At 45.9% G+C, this 18,636-nt stretch carries 18 protein-coding genes; 9 read left to right on the forward strand and 9 right to left on the reverse strand.

Annotated elements, in window-relative coordinates:
* Positions 1-71: 71 nt before the first annotated feature.
* From LMJ53_RS03855 to LMJ53_RS03870, 4 genes are read right to left on the reverse strand one after another with little or no spacing between them, the layout of a single operon-like run.
* On the reverse strand, positions 72-293 hold the full coding sequence (locus LMJ53_RS03855) for a hypothetical protein (RefSeq protein WP_229584877.1): 222 nt from the start codon (positions 291-293) through the stop codon (positions 72-74).
* A 48-nt stretch (positions 294-341) separates the two neighbouring features.
* On the reverse strand, positions 342-563 hold the full coding sequence (locus tag LMJ53_RS03860) for a hypothetical protein (RefSeq protein WP_229584878.1): 222 nt from the start codon (positions 561-563) through the stop codon (positions 342-344).
* A 15-nt stretch (positions 564-578) separates the two neighbouring features.
* On the reverse strand, positions 579-821 hold the full coding sequence (locus tag LMJ53_RS03865; RefSeq protein ID WP_229584879.1) for a hypothetical protein: 243 nt from the start codon (positions 819-821) through the stop codon (positions 579-581).
* A gap of 32 nt (positions 822-853) precedes the next feature.
* Positions 854-2,104 carry an HlyD family secretion protein gene (locus tag LMJ53_RS03870; RefSeq protein ID WP_229584880.1) on the reverse strand — a complete coding sequence of 417 codons (1,251 nt, stop codon included), beginning with the start codon at positions 2,102-2,104 and terminating at the stop codon, positions 854-856.
* Between the two features lie 498 nt (positions 2,105-2,602).
* On the opposite strand from LMJ53_RS03870, the gene LMJ53_RS03875 reads away from it, so the two are divergent.
* Genes LMJ53_RS03875 through LMJ53_RS03890 form a run of 4 tightly spaced genes read left to right on the forward strand, consistent with a single transcriptional unit; the run spans position 2,603 to position 6,502 of the window.
* Positions 2,603-2,956 carry a hypothetical protein gene (locus LMJ53_RS03875; RefSeq protein WP_229584881.1) on the forward strand — a complete coding sequence of 118 codons (354 nt, stop codon included), beginning with the start codon at positions 2,603-2,605 and terminating at the stop codon, positions 2,954-2,956.
* Between the two features lie 3 nt (positions 2,957-2,959).
* Positions 2,960-4,036, forward strand: coding sequence for a TolB family protein (locus LMJ53_RS03880; protein WP_229584882.1), 1,077 nt, complete (start codon positions 2,960-2,962; stop codon positions 4,034-4,036).
* Position 4,037: 1 nt separating this feature from the next.
* On the forward strand, positions 4,038-5,867 hold the full coding sequence (locus LMJ53_RS03885; RefSeq protein ID WP_229584883.1) for a hypothetical protein: 1,830 nt from the start codon (positions 4,038-4,040) through the stop codon (positions 5,865-5,867).
* Positions 5,868-5,899: 32 nt separating this feature from the next.
* Positions 5,900-6,502 carry a PEP-CTERM sorting domain-containing protein gene (locus LMJ53_RS03890; protein ID WP_229584884.1) on the forward strand — a complete coding sequence of 201 codons (603 nt, stop codon included), beginning with the start codon at positions 5,900-5,902 and terminating at the stop codon, positions 6,500-6,502.
* Positions 6,503-6,514: 12 nt separating this feature from the next.
* Here LMJ53_RS03890 and LMJ53_RS03895 read toward each other — a convergent pair whose 3' ends face one another.
* Positions 6,515-10,000, reverse strand: a complete 3,486-nt coding sequence (locus LMJ53_RS03895) for a PAS-domain containing protein (protein ID WP_229584885.1) — start codon at positions 9,998-10,000, stop codon at positions 6,515-6,517.
* 40 nt (positions 10,001-10,040) lie between these two features.
* Positions 10,041-10,790 carry a 3-hydroxybutyrate dehydrogenase gene (locus tag LMJ53_RS03900; RefSeq protein WP_229584886.1) on the reverse strand — a complete coding sequence of 250 codons (750 nt, stop codon included), beginning with the start codon at positions 10,788-10,790 and terminating at the stop codon, positions 10,041-10,043.
* Positions 10,791-11,190: 400 nt separating this feature from the next.
* Here LMJ53_RS03900 and LMJ53_RS03905 point away from each other — a divergent pair, with 400 nt between their 5' ends.
* Together LMJ53_RS03905 and LMJ53_RS03910 are read left to right on the forward strand one after the other, a co-directional pair.
* On the forward strand, positions 11,191-12,789 hold the full coding sequence (locus LMJ53_RS03905) for an AbgT family transporter (protein ID WP_229584887.1): 1,599 nt from the start codon (positions 11,191-11,193) through the stop codon (positions 12,787-12,789).
* 194 nt (positions 12,790-12,983) lie between these two features.
* Positions 12,984-13,721, forward strand: a complete 738-nt coding sequence (locus LMJ53_RS03910; RefSeq protein ID WP_229584888.1) for a SapC family protein — start codon at positions 12,984-12,986, stop codon at positions 13,719-13,721.
* Positions 13,722-13,818: 97 nt separating this feature from the next.
* Here the strand turns inward: LMJ53_RS03910 and coaD are convergent, their stop codons facing one another.
* A complete protein-coding gene (gene coaD / locus LMJ53_RS03915) occupies positions 13,819-14,328 on the reverse strand; it encodes a pantetheine-phosphate adenylyltransferase (RefSeq protein ID WP_267867443.1) in 510 nt (169 codons plus the stop codon).
* Between the two features lie 108 nt (positions 14,329-14,436).
* On the opposite strand from coaD, the gene LMJ53_RS03920 reads away from it, so the two are divergent.
* The 3 genes from LMJ53_RS03920 (at position 14,437) to tdh (ending at position 17,475) form a co-directional block, all read left to right on the forward strand.
* On the forward strand, positions 14,437-15,108 hold the full coding sequence (locus tag LMJ53_RS03920) for a TetR/AcrR family transcriptional regulator (protein ID WP_226749400.1): 672 nt from the start codon (positions 14,437-14,439) through the stop codon (positions 15,106-15,108).
* Between the two features lie 130 nt (positions 15,109-15,238).
* Positions 15,239-16,435 (forward strand): glycine C-acetyltransferase, encoded by a 1,197-nt coding sequence (locus LMJ53_RS03925; RefSeq protein WP_229584890.1) that lies wholly within the window; start codon positions 15,239-15,241, stop codon positions 16,433-16,435.
* A 14-nt stretch (positions 16,436-16,449) separates the two neighbouring features.
* A complete protein-coding gene (gene tdh / locus LMJ53_RS03930) occupies positions 16,450-17,475 on the forward strand; it encodes an L-threonine 3-dehydrogenase (RefSeq protein ID WP_226749402.1) in 1,026 nt (341 codons plus the stop codon).
* Between the two features lie 37 nt (positions 17,476-17,512).
* Here tdh and dusC read toward each other — a convergent pair whose 3' ends face one another.
* The gene (gene dusC, locus LMJ53_RS03935) at positions 17,513-18,478 is read right to left on the reverse strand and encodes a tRNA dihydrouridine(16) synthase DusC (protein ID WP_229584891.1); all 966 of its coding nucleotides are present in this window, start codon (positions 18,476-18,478) and stop codon (positions 17,513-17,515) included.
* A gap of 1 nt (position 18,479) precedes the next feature.
* Entirely contained in the window at positions 18,480-18,635 is a 156-nt protein-coding gene (locus LMJ53_RS03940) for a DUF2256 domain-containing protein (RefSeq protein WP_229584892.1), read from the reverse strand.
* Between the last annotated feature and the right edge of the window lies 1 nt (position 18,636).

Consider the following 18,636-nt stretch of genomic DNA (forward strand, 5'->3'; position numbering starts at 1 on the left):
CTTTTTTAGTTTTTTTGTATAAAGCGAAATTGAATTTTGTTTAGATTTTGCATTTTTTAATTGCGACTTTGCTAGTTTTCTTTATCTTCTTTATCTTCTTTGTCTTTTGGTATGGATAATTTTACTATTAATATAATAAATGCGATAAATATAAGTCCGATAGGAAATATCATTGGGATAATGTAATCTAACTTTGTAAGTGGTATATCTTCATTTATTTTTTGGAAGATGTTTATAAGCCCTAGACTTATAAAAAAAAGCATTAGAAATGTTATTGGTAAATAATTTTTCATTTTAAACTCCTTAAGAAGAAGAAGGTGGTTGCCACCTTCTTCTAATGTTTATTTGTTAGCTAAATAAACAAATGTACCAACTACTGAACCTAAGACTATCCCTACACCAAGCCCTATAGGGCCTGCAATTCCACCTATTTTTGCTCCAATAGCAGCACCGGCTTTTGCAGTGGCCAACCCTGAGGTGGTTCCCGCGATACCTGCTGCTAGATTAGTTGGAGAATTACCACCTGATACTTGATTTAACTCGGAAAGTTGTAAATTTCTCATATTTCTACCCTTGAGTTAATTTTTAGTCAGAAGATGACCAGTTATAATTCCTGTTAATGCAGCTATGCCCGCACCAACTGCTGCTCCAATAACGGAACCTGCTGGTCCTCCAACAGCGCCAATTTTTGCGCCTATGGTTGCTCCTATTTTCATTCCGCCAGCTGCTCCTGTGACAGCACCGCCTATGCCTCCTGCGACAGCGCCATAATGTCCACCACCACTCACTTCTTCAACTTGCTCAAATGTAAGTTCTTGCATAATATCTCTCCTAGAGACGATTACAGTTAAGGTTAAAGACGCCCTTTCAGGCTGAAAATCGGCTCTAGCAACCAGCTTAATAAGCTGCGTTGCTCAAGCACGATATCTGCGCTTAGCAGCATGCCCGATTGCAGCGGGACGCTGCTGCCGTAAGCGCGGATCTCTTGCGAGTCCAGTGCTACCGCAACACGGTAGACGGGCTCTTGAATAGCAATCGGCATTTCTACTTCATTCGGTAACAAAATCGCCTCGCCGGTCGTTAATACTTCGCCTTCATATAAACCAAAACGCTGATAAGGAAAGGCGTCAAAGCGTAAGCGAGTGCGCTGTCCTGGGCTAACAAACCCAAAAGCTCGGGTGGGCACCAGCAAAATAGCTTGGAGCTGGGCTTGCTCCGGTAAGATAGTTAAAAGTGGTAAATGACTGTGGGTATATTTACCTAGCTCGGCGACTAAATTGGTGACTCGGCCGCTCACAGGTGCGGTAATCAGCAATTGATTGCGCGCTTGTAGCTCTAATTGTTGCTGCTGCAGTCGCGAAAATTCTGCCTCTAATAAAGCGAGTTGCTGCTGTTGCTCCGTAGGCAAACGCTGTAGCTGACCCTCAAGTTGTGACAGTGCGGCGAGCTGACTTTGCCGCGTTAACTGCTGTTCAGTGACTTGTTGTTTTAATAACAGCAGGTTTTCTTGTTGTACTTGCCAATCCAGCTCGCTAATGGCGCCTTTTGCTTGCAAGTTACTCAGCTTATCTAAGCGTTGTTGTTGCAGTTGCAGCCGATTGGCAACCAGGGCGGTTTGCTGTTGTTGTTCAGCTAGTAATGCCTGCTGATAACCCATGCGGCTTTGCAATTCTTGTTGCTGCTGTTGATAGTGCAGTACTAGCTGTTCGCGCCGAGCGGTGAGTAATTGTTGCTGTTGTTGTAAGCTCAAGCTTAAGCTACCGACTAAGCTACTGCCTTCGGCTAAATAGTCCGGTACATTAACTAACAGTAGCGGTTGACCTTGGCTGACCATAGCGCCATCTGCAACATAAAGCTCACTGATCACTCCTGCACGTGCGGCATGCACCTTGGCGATACCCATATCTGGCTGCAAATAGCCATTGACGGTGGCTTTACGATTAAAGTCAGCCTGAGCTAAAAAAGTGACAATACCGCTAACCAGCAGTAATAAACTGACTGTCAGCACAGTACTACTCAGCGGTTGGGCGATCACCACCTCTCCCTCTAAGCGTTGCGCTTGCTGTTTCAGTGCGGCTTGTCTAAATAAAGGCTGCTGGCTCATTTGTCATTTTAATGTTAATTAAAAGTGATTTTTAAGATAGGTTATGGCTTGAAAGTCGTAAAGCAAATCAACAGAATAATTTTTTATAAAAAACGAAGTTTTTAATTCTGATTAATTATAAAAAGTCGATTGGCTGGTTTGTTAGGGAGGTGACGTTTAATGAGTAGCAAAAATTTTATAGCGGCAAAGACTGAAATAGAAATAACCGCGCTAAGTTTACAAAAAAGTTACGTCGGGAATGTAAGAATACACTTGCTATGTCTTATGTGCACATAACGTTTGGATTCAGCTTTGACGTTTAATTAATTAAGTTTTGACTGTATTAGTGTCAGCATTCTTTACACTTGCACAGCATTATCATCACGATCATTTTAAATTAATCAATTAAAACAAGCCTAACTAAAGTTGGCTTAAGCTATGCAATAACTAATTTTGTTGTACCTTGCATATTAAGCCGTGATGCGGGTTTCTACCTAATTTATAAAGGAGAAGCTAGCAATGGAAATTATCCCTTCTAACACATTTTTAAAATCGTCGATATTTGTAACCTTACTACTGTGTTCATCAACAAGCTTGGCTGATACCGCGTTGTCGTTGTCGGGGCCATCGCAGGCTATTGCTGGTGATACTGTAGTTCTGAATGGAACTCTGTTTAGCCCAGGAGCCAGTTATACCTTAGAAACTGTCGTTAACAACAAGCGAAGCAATGAAGTTGTTACCGCTGGTAACGATGGCAGCCTGCAGTATCAGCTTATTACAAGCTATGTTGGTGCGCACCATCTTAGCGTGCTTGATAGTCAGAATAATGTGGTTGCAACTTTAGTGGTCAATGTCCATAAAGCGGGAGAGTGACAGATGACTATTTCACTTATTAACTGCGCCATGGCATTTTTGCTATTGAGTAGTCAGTTGTCGCTTGCTTCCAGTGAGCCACCGTTGGCGTTTGTTTCAATACGAGATGGCAATGCGCACATTTATGTTCGTGAAGGCCAGCATGAGCATGCACTGACGCAAGGCGATTCAATTAATACTCAACCTGCATGGTCAAATGATGGTAAGACGTTAGCGTTTAGCTCGGTACGCAACGGTTTATCCTCGATTTATTTGATTGATGCTGATGGTAATAACTTGCGGCGTTTAAATCAGAACTCGTTATGGCAAACTGCGCCATCATGGTCGGCTGATAGCAAAAATGTTGCTTATTTGGCACGTGACAACAGCAAAGCCGGGATGCAGTTGCATATTTGGTATCTGCCAAAACGGCAGATGTCGGTTGTAGCTGATAATGATCAGGAAAAAGGACCTGATGCACCAGTATGGAGTGATGATGGACAGCAGCTGGTTTTTTTGGGAAGTAATACTGAGGGGAAAACTGACGTATGGATAGTAAATAAAGATGGAAGTAACCTCAGAAATATTAGTCAGAACGCATCAAACCGTAATAAAGCCCATCCCTCTATATCAAAGGATAGTCGCTATATTGCTTATGTTGCCGATATGCGCGGGCATTTGGCAATCATGCGATTTGATTTACAAACGGGAGAAACGCTTAATTTAACTGCGGATAAACCCGCTGCTTATGAAACTCCTCGCTGGTCACCGGATAGTCAGCAGCTAGTTTTTGCTAGTAGCAGGGATGATCCCGGCTTAACAAGGATGGATATTTTTGTTATGAATGCAGACGGCTCTGCTGTAAAAAACTTGAGCCAGCACCCTCACGAAGACTTTAATCCACACTGGACCGCAGATGGGCAGCAAGTTGTTTATAGCAGCTTACGGACGGGCACGACGCAAATATTTTTTTATGATTTGACGATGCAACATTCAGTTCGAATTAGCAGAAACCAATCACATGATATGGACCAGGTGCCTCAGCCTGTAGCAGTAATTCAATTGCAAACTGCGGTGTCGGTTACAAAGGGAGGTCTTTAAGATGAAAACTCAACGTAATCGTGGTAATCAATTATTAAATCCAAGCCTATTGCTCGTTATTGCTTGCAGTTTTAGTTCAGCAGTTTTGGCTGCGCCAAAAATCTATACCTTGGATGCAGATTTTGCATCGGGGACTTTAGATGGCGTTAACTTTGATGCACCTAATGGTGACCAGTTGCAGCTAAATACGGTAGGAACAACTTTTCCAGTTGCTTGGATTGCTAACGCGGGTGAAGACACCGTCTCGAAATTTGATACGGTGTTAAACGTTGAAGTGGCGCGTTACCGTACTTGGTTTGGACCGGCAGGGCAGGCTGGACATTTTGGACATTTAGGATCGGCTTACTCTGGTGCTGCACCCTCACGCACATCAGTTGATATTAACGGAAATGCCTATGTTTTAAATCGCCATTTTAGTCAAGGAACGATGAGTGCTGGTGTCGTCCTGAAAATTTTGGCAGAAGGTTTTATTGACCGCAATGGTAATGGCACGATGGAAACGTCAGTAGATACCAATAATGACGGGATTATTGATGATTCCGAAATGCTACCTATGGCGGATTTGAACGGCAATGGCATTATTGATGAAAATGAAATTCAGGATGAGCGTATTGCTTGGGCAAAACCTGTACCGGATGGTAACGCTGCACCACTGCGACCCACGGGTACATTAGGTCGTGCAATGTGTATCGGGACTGACGGTAATTTGTGGGTAGGTTTATATAATGATCGCGCTTATTACAAAGTCAGTGCTGCCGATGGTTCCACCATTTTTGGGCCCGTGTCAACAACGCCAACTGATGGGCAGCCCAATGCAGGTTCATGGACACCTTATGGTTGTTTAATCGATGCCAGTGGTACCTTATGGAGCGCATCCTTAGGTAGCACCTTAGGTAAAATCACCAATACGCAAAGCAACGCTGGGCCTTATACGGTGTCCTCTTTCGGTGGGATGAGTAATTACGGTATAGCGCTGGGTAATGGCAAGGTGTACTTGGGAAGTGGAAATCGGCAATTCGATCCAACAACCAATACGCATAGCGCTATTCCAAATATGGCAGTAAGTACCTTAGGTATTGTGGTGGATGGTGGCGGTAATATTATCGCTGGTTCAACTTCGATTAGAAAAGTGGCAGCAGATGGCACATTGCAGTGGCAAGCACCTCTGCAGGCGGGAGGTAGCTTTTCGGTCGGTATTCAAGTGGATGCCAATAATGATGTGCTGCAAATTGGGTTTACCAGTGCCGGCAGAGTACAAAAATACAGTGGTACAACTGGCGCACCGCTTGGCGTTTTTGCGGTGGGTAATATGCCTTACACCTACAGCGATGCAACGGGGTTAGTAGCGCGAAATGTTACATCACCAACAGGTACATGGACTGTCGTATATGACGGCGGGAGTGCAGGTATGGCCTGGGGCAGTATTAACTGGAATGAGTTTTTACCCGAAGAGACTTCCGTGCAAGTTGCCTATCGCAGTGCTGACAGTGTTGCAGGTTTAACGGCTCTGCCTTATCAAGTCGCGACAAAAGGTGCCGCGTTATCTAACAGCGGGCGTTTTATGCAAGTGCAAGCTCGCCTGAATGGCAATGAGCAACGAGGCTCGCCCATATTGTTCGATCTAACGATAAGCCCATTAGTCAGCGCATGTGATGTCAATGGCAATCAAGCTACTGACTCTGTTGACGTTGGTTTAGTGCGTGCGGCTATTGGCCAATTTGTGTTAGCTGGCGATGTTAGAGATCAGAACAATGATGGTGTTATCACGGTAAATGATGCTCGTTTGTGCGCCTTGAAATGCAGTTTGCCTCGCTGTGCAATAGCGCCTTAACGTAATTGACAACATAAAAAAGGAACATGATTATGAAAACATTTTTAGCGAGCTTGTTGTTATTATTTGCGCTTACGACTATGCCAGCAAAAGCCGCACTGATCTACATTACACCGGTGCAGCAGCATGTCGCAGTGGGGGACACCTTATCCATCGACGTTTGGGCGAACTTGTTTGCTCCCAATATTGTTTCTGGCTGGGATATCAATTTACTGTTTGATAGCAATATTTTACGAGCCGATGAGCTAATATTTGAATTGGCTAACTTTACATTTGATCCGAGTGAAGCGTTTTATGATTTTAACTTTGAACCCTTCAGTATTAAAAGTCTTATGGTGTCATTTTTAACCGATGATGAGTTAGCCGCTTTTCAAGTGGGGCCATTAAAGCTTTTTTCGGTTAACTTTACTGCGTTAACCGATGGAGTAACTCTGCTCAGTTTTGATGTGGCAGATCCATTATTGGGTTTTAATGTGGTTGGGCGAGTTGGTGAAAGTTTACAACTTACCGCTGGTGAGGCTTGTGTAAGCGTAGGTCAGGGAGCGTGTCGGGTTGCGGTACCTGAGCCTACAACACTGTGGCTGTTTGCTTCAATGCTAGTATTGCTAGTGACTCGGCGAAGTGCCCTTACTTAAAAGTGACGTACGTTAACGCCATAACCGGCCAAACAGTTTTTTTAGTGCGGCCGGTTTTAATGGTTTTAGTAAAAAATAGTAATCCGCTGATAATGCTGTTTCACGAATTTGCTCATTGTGATCGGCAGAGTGAATAATCACCGGTGCTGTTATGGCAAAGCGCGCAGCCAACTCTTTTGCTACATCAATGCCAATAGCACCGTTATCCAAGTGATAATCAAATAGTAATGCATCGGGTAAAAAACCTTGCTGTAATGCCTGTACTGCTTCAGTTGGCTGGCCCACCGCCATCACATTAATTTGCCAACTGCGTAATAATTCAGCCACTGCGGTGCGTAACTGTGGTTCGTTATCTAACAATAAAACCGTTTTGCCGGCAAAGCTGGCGCTAATATCGCTAATTTTTGCAGTGCTCTCAAGCGGTGCCGGTACCAGGTGGGCGCGTGGTAATAACAGGCTAAAACAACTGCCGCGTCCTTCCACCGATTGCACCGTTAAGGTGTGATTTAAAATAGCGCTGATCCGGTGAGAAATCGCTAAGCCTAACCCTAAGCCTTTTTGATCGGGTTGGCTACCTTGTTGAAACTCTTCAAAAATACGCTGCTGATCAGCCAGCGCAATACCAACACCGGTATCCAATACACAAATTTGTAGTTGCTCGCCGCGGCGTTTCACACCTAAAACAATTTTTCCTGCTGGGGTATAACGGATGGCATTCGCCAGTAAATTCTGTAGGACACGTTTTAACAGTTTGCGATCAGTATTGACCACCAATTTTGTGCTATGCAGCTTAAATTGTAAGCCCTTTTTCTCGGCTAAAATGGTGGCATCACGGGCAATGTCTTCTAACAATATTTGCACACTCACCGGTTGATGACGGGCTTTAATCACCCCTGAATCGAGTTTGGTTAAGTCGAGGATAGCCGTCAGTAATTCCTCGGCGGAATTGAGGGAATGGCTGAGGTTTTCACTTAATTGTTTTAATTCGGGTTCCGTCACTTTTTGGCGCAACAAGCTCGCAAACAAGGCTGCCGCATTAAAAGGCTGCATCAAGTCGTGACCGGCTGCGGCAAAAAAACGGGTTTTGGCTTGGGTGCTTATTTCAAGCTGTTGCTGAGTGTGTTGTAGCTGGGCGTTTAACTGTTGCAAGGCACTGGTGCGCTCGGCTACACGTTGTTCTAGTAGCTGATTACTCTGTTCTAATTGTTGCTGCACGGCAATAAAAGAACTGATGTCGGTATAGGTGGTGACAAAACCGCCGCCCGGTAAGGGGTTGCCTTGTATTTCTAATACACGGCCATCTTGTTGTTCGCGCTGCACCCGATACTGACTACCTTGGCGTAAAAAGCCAATACGTTTAGCCACTTCGCTTTCAATATCGGCGCTATCAATTAAACCGCGTTGCATATTAAAGCGGATTAACTCAGCAACTGGGCGACCTACTTCGACCATCGCCGGTGGGTAATCAAACATCTCAATATAGCGCTGATTCCAAGCAATAACGCGTTGATCGGCATCGACTACGGCGATACCTTGGCTGATGTTATCAATAGTGGAGAGCAATAAATTCTGATTAAAGCGAAAAACTTGGCTGGCTTCGTCGACAAAGCGTTCAACGGTTTCCATCGGCAAACGGCCATGTCGACCACTGGCATCCATAATTAAACGCATCGAGGCGCCGCCTAATACTGCCGCTAGGCTGCGCTCAGTGGCTTGAATCACATTAATCGGCGCTAAGCGCTGCAATTCGCTTTGGTTGTCTTTGATGTTGCGTTGTAACAGGCGCTGGGCTTCGCGTTCCCCTGCGAAACGGCGAACTAATAAGTAACACTCTTGAATGGTCAGTTGTTGTAATGGTCTGGCTGGGGCTTCACGGCTACTGCGCAAAAAGCGGCCGCTTTGTAGCCATTCACTAATACCGGTATTGGTTAATTGGCTCACCAGGAGGGTCATTAAACAGTTAACGCTTAAACTGAGTAATACCCCCAGGGTAATACTATCGCCTTGCCAGCCAAATAAATGTTGTGGGGCTAACCAACTTACGCCAAAAGGCCCGGTTAAAGGTATTTGACTGCTAATAATGCCGGCCCTAACGAGTTCAGGGAACAGCAAAACATAAGCCCAAATTAAGGCGCCACTGCCCAAACCTGTTATGGCACCTCGTCGATTTATTTGACGTGAGAACAGCCCCATAATTAGTGAAGGTGCTAACTGTGCTACTAAAGCAAATGCCATTAAGCCGAGCTGCGCTAAACCGGTGCCAGTGCCAATAAAACGGTAATAAATAAAACCGAGCGTGAGTACCACGATCATGGCTAAACGTCGTACAGTCGCCACTTTAATCAGTTTTTGTTGATCATTGGCTAGGTTGTTTCGACGAAACAATAACGGCACGAGCAATTCGTTGGTGATCAAAATCCCTAGTACAACGGTGGCGATCACAACCATACTGGTGGCCGCAGAGAAACCGCCAATATATGCTAGCAAGGCAATATCGGTGCGATTAGCCGCGAGCGGCAGTTGTAGAATCACTAAGTCGAGATTGGCGTTTTCACCCAGTAACATAATACCGGCTAAACCTAAGGGTAGGCTAAAGGCGCCCATCAATAATAAGTACAGCGGAAAAACCCAGCGCGCGTTGCGCAAATGGCTCAACTTTTGGTTTTCGACAAAACTGACATGGAATAACCATGGCAAACAAAGGGTAGCCGCAAAACCCAGTAAGACATGGATCCAATAGGTGTAAGTAGGCAAGCGCTGACGTTGAATTTGCTGTACAGCGTTACTGTCGGCAGCTAATTCAAAGATGTTACCTACGCCGTCAAAGATGCCCCATGCTACAAATATCGCAATGGCTAACAACGCAAACAGCTTAACTAGCGATTCAAAGGCAATGGCGGTCATTAAACCGGGGTTGGGTTGGTGGGCGCGAGCGCTTTTACCGGCAAACAGCAGCGCAAACACTGCCATCCATAAACACACATAAAGCCCGGTATCGGTATACCAATGCTCTCCGGTTTCCACTTTCACTAGGGTGTTAATACTGGTCGCAACGGCGTGAAGTTGCAGCGTGATATAGGGGATCACCGTCATCAATAAAATTAACGTGATCATCACCGCTAACAGCCGAGAATGGCCAAAACGGGTGGCAATAAAGTCAGCAATAGAGGTGATGCGATAGCGTCGGCAGGCAACAGCGACGCGGGCGAGCAATTTAAAGCCAAACCAAAACAGGATAAAAGAGCCAATATAGGTGGGGGGCAGCCACCAGCCATTCACCACGGCTTGAGCGGTAACGCCATAAAAAGCCCAGGATGTGCAATATATGGATAAGGCTAAACTAAACACCCAGGGCGCAAGCGGATGCTGTGCGGTAATACGTCGGCCGAACAGGCCAACGCAATATAGCACCAACAAATACAGCAGTGATATGGCGGCAAGGGTGGCTAAACCGATACCGCTACCATTTTGAATCATTGCAGAGGCAGAGCTCGTCAATACATAATACCCTGATTGTGCCTGAGTTTTACGGGTTCAGCTAGCGTGCTGTCCAGCCACCATCCAATACCAAGGTTTGCGCCGTAATATGTTTGGCGGCCGGTTGGCACAAAAATAAGGCGGTTTCAGCAATTTCACTGACATCAATAAAAGCCTTTTGTGGCATCGGCGCTAGCATGATTTGTTCAATGACCTGCTGCTCGGTTAAGTTATGCTCTTTAGCTTGGGCACTAATTTGTTTTTCTACCAATGGCGTTTTGACATAAGCCGGGCAAATGGTGTTGATGGTAAAGTTCTTATCTGCGTTTTCCAGTGCGATCACTTTACTAAAGCCTAGTAAACCATGCTTGGCTGCTACATAGGCCGATTTAAACGGCGATGCCACTAACGCGTGGATAGAGCCAATGTTGATCACTCGGCCAAAGTTTTGTTGCTGCATATGCGGCAACATGGCCCGCGTTAACATGGCGGGGCCGGTTAGCATCACATCTAATAATAATGCCCATTTTTCAGGTGGAAAGTCTTCTAAACGAGCAACATGCTGAATACCTGCATTATTAATTAAAATATCTGCTGGAAATTGTGCGGCACATGCGGCAATTTGCTCGGCATTGGTTACATCTAATACAAAGGCGTTGGCGATATATCCGGCAGCGGTGAGCTCTGCCGTTTTGCTCTTCAGTAATTCAGCATTTAAATCGGCCAACACCACAGCATGACCTGCTTTAGCAAAGGCTTCGGCAACGGCAAAACCAATGCCGCCGGTGGCTCCAGTAACGACTACACGCATAATAACTCTCCTATAAATAATACTTAGCATGCTAAGAAAGCTGGCCTCTTACTACAACGGTACTTTAGTGCTATGTGGGCCATGTGTCTGGCTAATCGAGACAGTTTATGGCATTAAAATGCTTTTTATAGGGCTTAACCAAAGCGTCAATCTGCAGCGAAATGACCACAATAAAGGTTCGCCAATGAGCAGCTTTAAGCGATGACAGTGAGGCAGTAAAAGGTTTGCAGCTTTGCGCTACTGATTTCCTGTGATAGATTTAGCGCTTTTACAATTCACCAGAACGGTACTTGAGCCGCCAGCAAGGCAAACCAGCCTTGGCGCTTAATAAAATAAAAAACCGTCTGGTTTGCAATAGCAATGCCTTATTGCACCACCTTTGACCAAGAGGATCCGATTGATGACGAATTCCAGCAAAACGCCAAACGGCGTTGCGGAAAAACGTGGCTGGTTTACCCGATTTCTCGATACTGTAGAATTTTTAGGTAATCTGCTCCCACACCCTGTAACTTTATTTGCTTGTTTTGCTATTGCCGTGGTTTTTGGCAGTGGTATCGCTGCTTACTTTGATTTTAGCGCGATTGATCCAAGACCAGAGGGTACCTCTGGCCGCGCAGCCGACGGCACCATTCAGGTGGTAAGCCTGATGACGGTTGATGGCTTACAGCGGATTATTTCAAATTTAGTGACTAACTTTACCAGTTTCGCGCCTTTAGGCGTGGTGTTAGTGGCCTTGCTGGGTGTCAGTGTGGCGGAGCACTCCGGCTTAATTTCTGCGGCGATGCGGGGATTGGTGATGAATGCATCAAAACGCATGGTCACGGTCACGGTTGTGTTTGCCGGTATCATTTCTAATACCGCCTCAGAGCTGGGTTATGTGGTGCTCATTCCAATGGCTGCCTTAATTTTTTACTCGTTAGGCCGTCATCCGTTAGCCGGTTTAGCCGCGGCTTTTGCTGGTGTTTCTGGCGGTTACAGTGCCAATTTATTTATTGGTACGGTCGATCCCTTACTGGCAGGCTTTACCACTTCAGCGGCGAATTTAATTGATCCAAACTATGTCGTTGGCCCCGAAGCTAACTGGTACTTTATGATTGTCAGTACCTTTGTTATTGCAACGCTCGGTGCTTTAGTCACAGAAAAAATTGTCGAGCCAAAACTGGGCAAATACAACCCGAATGAAGCCTCGGTCGATTTGGGTGAGCAAAAACTCGATGCACTGACGCCTCAAGAAAAACGCGGTTTAAAAGCGGCGGGTTTAACGTTTTTATTCTTAGGCATTTTGCTGGCGCTCAGTATCGTGCCAGAGAATGGTGTGTTACGGCATCCCGAAACCGGCTTGGTAGATAACTCCCCGTTTCTTAAAGGCATCGTTGTTTTTATCTTTATTACTTTTGGTATTCCGGGTTACGTTTATGGTCGCATTGTCGGCACCATGAAAAGCGATCGTGATGTGATTGATGCCATGGCTAAAAGCATGAGCTCGATGGGGCTTTATATCGTGCTGGTGTTTTTTGCGGCGCAGTTTGTCGCGTTTTTTGGCTGGTCAAATTTAGGGGCGATATTTGCGGTAAAAGGCGCCACCTTGTTACAAAACATTGGTTTAACCGGGCCAGAACTCTTCGTGTTTTTTATCGCAATGTGTGCTTTTGTCAATTTGTCTTTGGGCTCGGCTTCTGCACAGTGGGCGATTTTCGCGCCGATTTTTGTACCGATGCTGATGATTGTCGGTTACTCACCAGAGGTGATTCAGGCGGCGTACCGTATTGGTGATTCTGTCACTAACCTTATTACGCCAATGATGAGCTATTTTGGGCTTATTTTGGCGGTGGCCTCACGCTATAAAAAGAACATGGGGATCGGTACGCTGATTGCCACCATGCTGCCTTATACCATGGTGTTTTTCGTGGGCTGGGTCATCTTATTCTATAGTTGGGTGTTCTTATTAGGGATGCCCGTGGGGCCAAATGCCCCAACCTATTACGAATTCACACAGTAATTGGTAATCAGGCTTACTGCTGCTTGAAAGCTGTGATATAACATGGCTCAGGCAGCTAAGCAGCAGTCTGTATAGCGCCTGGCTTGTTCCGCCTTACTGCGGGCCGACCGTTCCATAGCCAGGTTAATGAGTGAGATGCTGCAGCGAACCAACACAACATACTTAATTTAAAATTTTAGAGAGCAGAGTAGTATATGGCAGAAAATAAAGTAGTGGCGTTACACAAAGAAGGCCACGCCAAAACTAAGATCAACACGCAAAATCTTTTTCAACACATTGCTAATGAGCATATGTTACCGGTTGTAGTGCATGAGTTTGTGGTTGCGGGTGCTGAATTCCCTATCGTTTTTGTTAAAGATCAATCGGGTGAAAATTTCCAGCCAGTGGTGTTATTAGGTTTATCAGCGCAGCAAAACCTGGTGATCAAAGATGGCAAGTGGGACGGTATGTACGTTCCTCGTGTTGCTCGTAATTACCCTTTAGTGCTAGTACAAGATCAGCCAGGTAGTGATCGTTTAATCGTGGCTATCGACGAATCCTCTGAGCGTGTGAACGACACTGAAGGTTTTGCCTTATTTAATGAAGACGGTACAGAAAGTGAATACTTAGTTGCACGTAAGCAGCAAATGGCTGATTTTGTTGATTTTAGCCAAATCACTCATAACTTCACGCTAAAAATGCAAGAATTAGGCTTAATTAAAGAGCAAGTGCTTACTGTTACCATCAATGAAGAAAAGCGTAATATCAACGGTATCAACATGATTGATGACAAAGCGTTGAATGAGTTAAGCGATGAAACCTTCCTTGAATTACGTAAGTTAGGTTACTTGACTGCAATTTATGCTCACCTGATGTCACTTCAGCATACGCAAAAATTAGTGCAAAAGTTAGCCGCACGTGATGCGGCTGCCGCTGCTGCAAAAACAGAATAAGGCCATAGCTAAGCGGTTACTGTTGCAGTAACCGCCAGTGCAATAAAAAAGGGGCGCAGTTTACTGAGCCCCTTTTTTTGAGCGGTATGTAAGTTATTTAGCCAGCGCTCTGAGCTGTTGCAGCCACTTGGGCTAAACGTGCTTGCAGCGCAATTTTGACATGATCGGGGACAAAGCTCGACACATCACCACCATGACGACAGACTTCTTTGACCAAGGTGGATGAGATAAAGGTATTTTTTTCAGAGGGCGTCATAAAGATGCTGTCTAATTCGGGGTTTAACGACCGATTCATACTGGCTAACTGAAACTCGTATTCAAAATCAGCGACCGCACGCACACCGCGGATCAATACCTGCGCTTGTTGTTCTTGGCCAAACTTGGCGAGCAAGCCGGAAAAGCCAATGACACTGACATTGGGGCAATCTTTAAATGCCGCTCGAGCCAGTTCTACGCGCTCTTCTAAGGTGAATAACGGTTGTTTACTTGGGTTAGACGCCACTGCGACGATGACGCTATCAAAGAGGCGGGCAGCACGCAAAACCAAATCAGCATGGCCATTGGTCAGAGGGTCAAAAGTGCCAGGATAAATAGCGCGGATTTTCATCAATGGGTGGTCCTCGGCCAGCGTACGCAACAGCTGGCTGGTAATTACATTCAGTTTGGCGTTACTATAACAAAATACTTGCTGATTAACAGAAGCCCGCACGACGTAATGGAAAAGAAGTTAAGAACCAAAGACCGCATTTTACAGGCCAGTATTGCTTTATTTAACGAAGTAGGTGAACGTCAAGTTACCACTAACCATATCGCTGCACACTTGGGCATAAGCCCGGGTAATTTGTATTATCACTTTAGAAATAAAGAAGATATTGTGCGGCAGATCTTTCGCGAATATGCCAAATTACTCGATACACGGATCAAACCCCCTGCGCAGCCTGAACAGGCACTGGATTTACTAACCGACTATCTTGATGCGGTGTTTGAGTTAATGTGGCGTTTCCAGTTTTTTTATGCCAATTTGCCGGATATTCTGGCGCGCGATCCCGCGTTACAGCAAGATTATTTGCACGTACAACAAAACGTGTTAGCACGGGTCATGGCGGTGATTAAGGGCTTAAATGACGCTAAGGTGATTGCTATTGAGCCCAATGATATCCGCGACGTGGCGCATAATATCAAGTTGCTGGTGAGTTTTTGGATCAGCTATTTAAAAACCCAAGCACCGTTAGCGGCAGTCAATAAGGCTAATTTATATCGTGGCGTACTAAAAGTACTGTTATTGTTTAAGCCTTATGCCACGGCAGAAGCCTTACCCGATTTTCGGAAGCTGCAGCAACATTATACCGATTTAGCCGGTAGCGATGAATTTGCTGCCGATTTGTAGGTTTTTCTTTACAGCTTGGCGGCGCTGCCGTCGGGCTGCTTCACGTTGAACGCTGCAGTCACTGCACTAAATCTTTACAATAGCGAGTTCAACAGCTTAATTCCTGCCCAATATTGCCAGAGGAGGCTTTATGCGCAATAGCGCTTTTCTGCACCATCTAGAACAACAACTCGAAGAGGTGAAAGCAGAAGGTCTGTACAAAGCAGAACGTATCATCACATCACAACAGCAAGCCGATGTGACGGTTGGCTCACAACAGGTACTCAATTTCTGTGCGAATAACTATTTAGGTTTGGCCAATCATCCTGATCTGATTGCTGCCGCTGCGGCCGGTTTGCAAAGCCATGGTTTTGGTGTGGCATCGGTGCGCTTTATCTGTGGTACGCAAGATATTCATAAAACTTTGGAAGCCAAAGTGAGCGAGTTTCTCGGTACCGAAGATACCATTTTGTATTCTTCTTGCTTTGATGCCAACGGTGGTTTGTTTGAAACGATTTTAGGTGCTGAAGACGCGGTCATTTCTGATGCACTGAATCATGCTTCTATTATTGATGGCGTGAGGTTGTGTAAAGCGAAACGCTATCGTTATGCCAATAACAATATGGCCGAATTAGAAGCGCAATTAAAACAAGCCGACGCCGACGGTGCGCGTTTTAAGCTCATTGCCACTGATGGTGTCTTTTCGATGGATGGCGTGATTGCCGATCTGAAATCAGTGTGTGATCTGGCCGACAAATATAATGCCATGGTCATGGTAGATGACAGTCATGCGGTCGGTTTTGTCGGTAAAAACGGTCGCGGCACTCACGAATATTGTGAAGTAATGGATCGCGTTGACATTATTACCGGCACTTTAGGTAAAGCCTTAGGTGGCGCCTCAGGCGGCTATACCTCGGGTAAAAAAGCCATTATTGATTGGTTACGGCAACGTTCACGGCCTTATTTGTTCTCGAACTCTTTAGCGCCCTCTATTGTTACCGCGTCGATTAAAGTATTAGACATGCTGGCGCAAGGTGATGAATTACGCGCGCAGCTATGGCAAAACGCTAATTATTTCCGTGAGCAAATGACGGCGGCAGGTTTTACGCTGGCTGGTAAAGATCATGCCATCATTCCGGTGATGTTAGGGGATGCCAAGGTGGCGGCCGAAATGGCAAAACGCATGTTGGCAGAGGGGATCTATGTGGTGGGCTTCTCCTTTCCCGTGGTGCCCAAAGGCCAAGCGCGGATCCGCACACAAATTTCAGCAGCACACACAAAAGCGCAATTAGATAAAGCCATTTCGGCCTTTATCCGAATTGGTAAAGACATGGGCGTGATCGCATAAGGCGGGGCGTAGTAATGAAAGCATTAGCAAAGTTAAAAGCAGAACCGGGTATTTGGCAAACGGAAGTTGAAAAACCAGAAGTGGGCCCGAACGATGTGTTAATTCGCATCAAGAAAACCGCTATTTGCGGCACCGATGTGCATATCTTCAAATGGGATGAGTGGGCGCAAAATACCATTCCTCATGGCATGGTCGTTGGTCATGAGTATGTGGGGGTGATTGAAGGCATGGGCTCAGAAGTTCGTGGCTTTAGCATAGGCGATCGCGTATCGGGCGAAGGTCATATCACCTGCGGTTATTGCCGTAACTGTCGTGCGGGTCGCGTGCATTTATGCCGAAATACCATAGGCGTGGGCGTTAACCGTACCGGCTCTTTTGCCGAGTATTTAGTGATCCCTGCTTATAATGCCTTTAAACTCGCCGACAATATTCCAGACAACATCGCGGCAATCTTCGATCCGTTCGGTAATGCGGTGCATACCGCATTGTCATTCGATTTAGTGGGTGAGGATGTGTTAATCACCGGTGCTGGCCCTATTGGTATTATGGCGGCTGCCGTAGCACGGCACGTCGGTGCACGCCATGTGGTGGTGACCGATGTAAACCCTTATCGCTTGGAACTCGCTAAAAAAATGGGCGCAACCCGTGCCGTTGATGTCAGTAAAGAAAACTTGAAAGATGTGATGCGCGAACTGGGCATGACCGAAGGCTTTGACGTCGGTTTAGAAATGTCAGGTGTGCCGTCTGCATTTAGCAGCATGCTTGATACCATGAACCACGGTGGCAAAATTGCCATGTTGGGTATTCCACCCAGCTCAATGGCGATTGACTGGAATAAGGTTATTTTTAAAGGTTTAGTGATTAAAGGCGTTTATGGCCGTGAGATGTTTGAGACCTGGTACAAAATGGCCAGCTTAATTCAATCAGGCTTAGATTTAAGCCCGATCATCACTCATGAAATGCCGATGGAAAACTACCAAGAAGGCTTTGAGATTATGTGCTCAGGCCAATCGGGCAAAGTGATCTTAAACTGGTCTTAAGGCTTTTGCTGTGTACTAAAAGACACAGCCAACTGCATTACACAGAGCGAGCTTCGGCTCGCTCTGTTATTTCTCGCTGCTGTTGCAATAGCGCTAAAATATCGGCGCTTCGAGTTAGCACACGTAATTGCTGAAACAACTCACTGGCTTGTGGATACTGCAGTTTTAAATAGCTAAACCACTGTTTTACGCGGTTGGCGTAATACTTACCTTTCTCGCCCGACATCTCAAATTCCGAATAGCGCATTAATAGCGTGAGTACCTCAGGCCAGGGTAATGGTGGCTGTTTTAGTCGAATATGCTGAGCTAAATTCGGCATCGCTAAGGCACCACGGCCGAGCATAATATCTTGGCATTGGCTTTGCTCTTGGCATAACAAAGCCTGTTCGGCATTCCAGATCTCACCATTGGCGACTAATGGGATAGCGACCTGTTGTTTAATTTTCGCGATCCAAGGCCAATAAGCGGGTGGGCGATAGCCATCCGATTTAGTACGAGCATGAATGGCTAAACTGCTAGCACCCGCTTCGGCGATGGCGCAGGCATTAGCAATGGCTAAGCGGGTATCTTCATAACCTAATCGAATTTTAGCTGTCACCGGAAATTCAGCCGGTACCGCAGTACGTACTGCTTTGACAATACGATACAACTGCTCGGTATCACGCAACAGTACCGCACCGCCACGGCTTTTATTCACCGTTTTAGCAGGGCAACCAAAGTTTAAATCGACACCTGGCGAACCTAACTCGACGGCACGCACGGCGTTTTCGGCTAACCAGTCGGGCTCTTGGCCTAATAACTGTACGCGTACAGGTGTGCCGGCGAGGGTTTTACCGCCTTGTAATAACTCAGGGCAAAGCCGCGTAAAGACCCGGGCAGGCAGTTTTTGATCGACAACACGGACAAACTCGGTAACGCATAAATCATAACCACCAATGGCCGTGAGCATCTCGCGCATCAAGTGATCGACCACACCTTCCATCGGTGCCAAGATAATTCGCATATTAGGGGGATACTTTATCGTTGCTGCGTTGACGTCGGCAGCGCTCTGAGCAATAACGCACTTCGTCCCAGTGCTGTTGCCATTTTTTCCGCCAACTAAAACTGCGTTGGCAGACGGGGCAGATTTTTTCAGGTAAATGACATTTCTTGTGCGCCATA

This window comes from Rheinheimera sp. UJ51 (assembly GCF_020819615.1).
GTDB classification, from domain to species: Bacteria; Pseudomonadota; Gammaproteobacteria; order Enterobacterales; family Alteromonadaceae; genus Alishewanella; species Alishewanella maricola.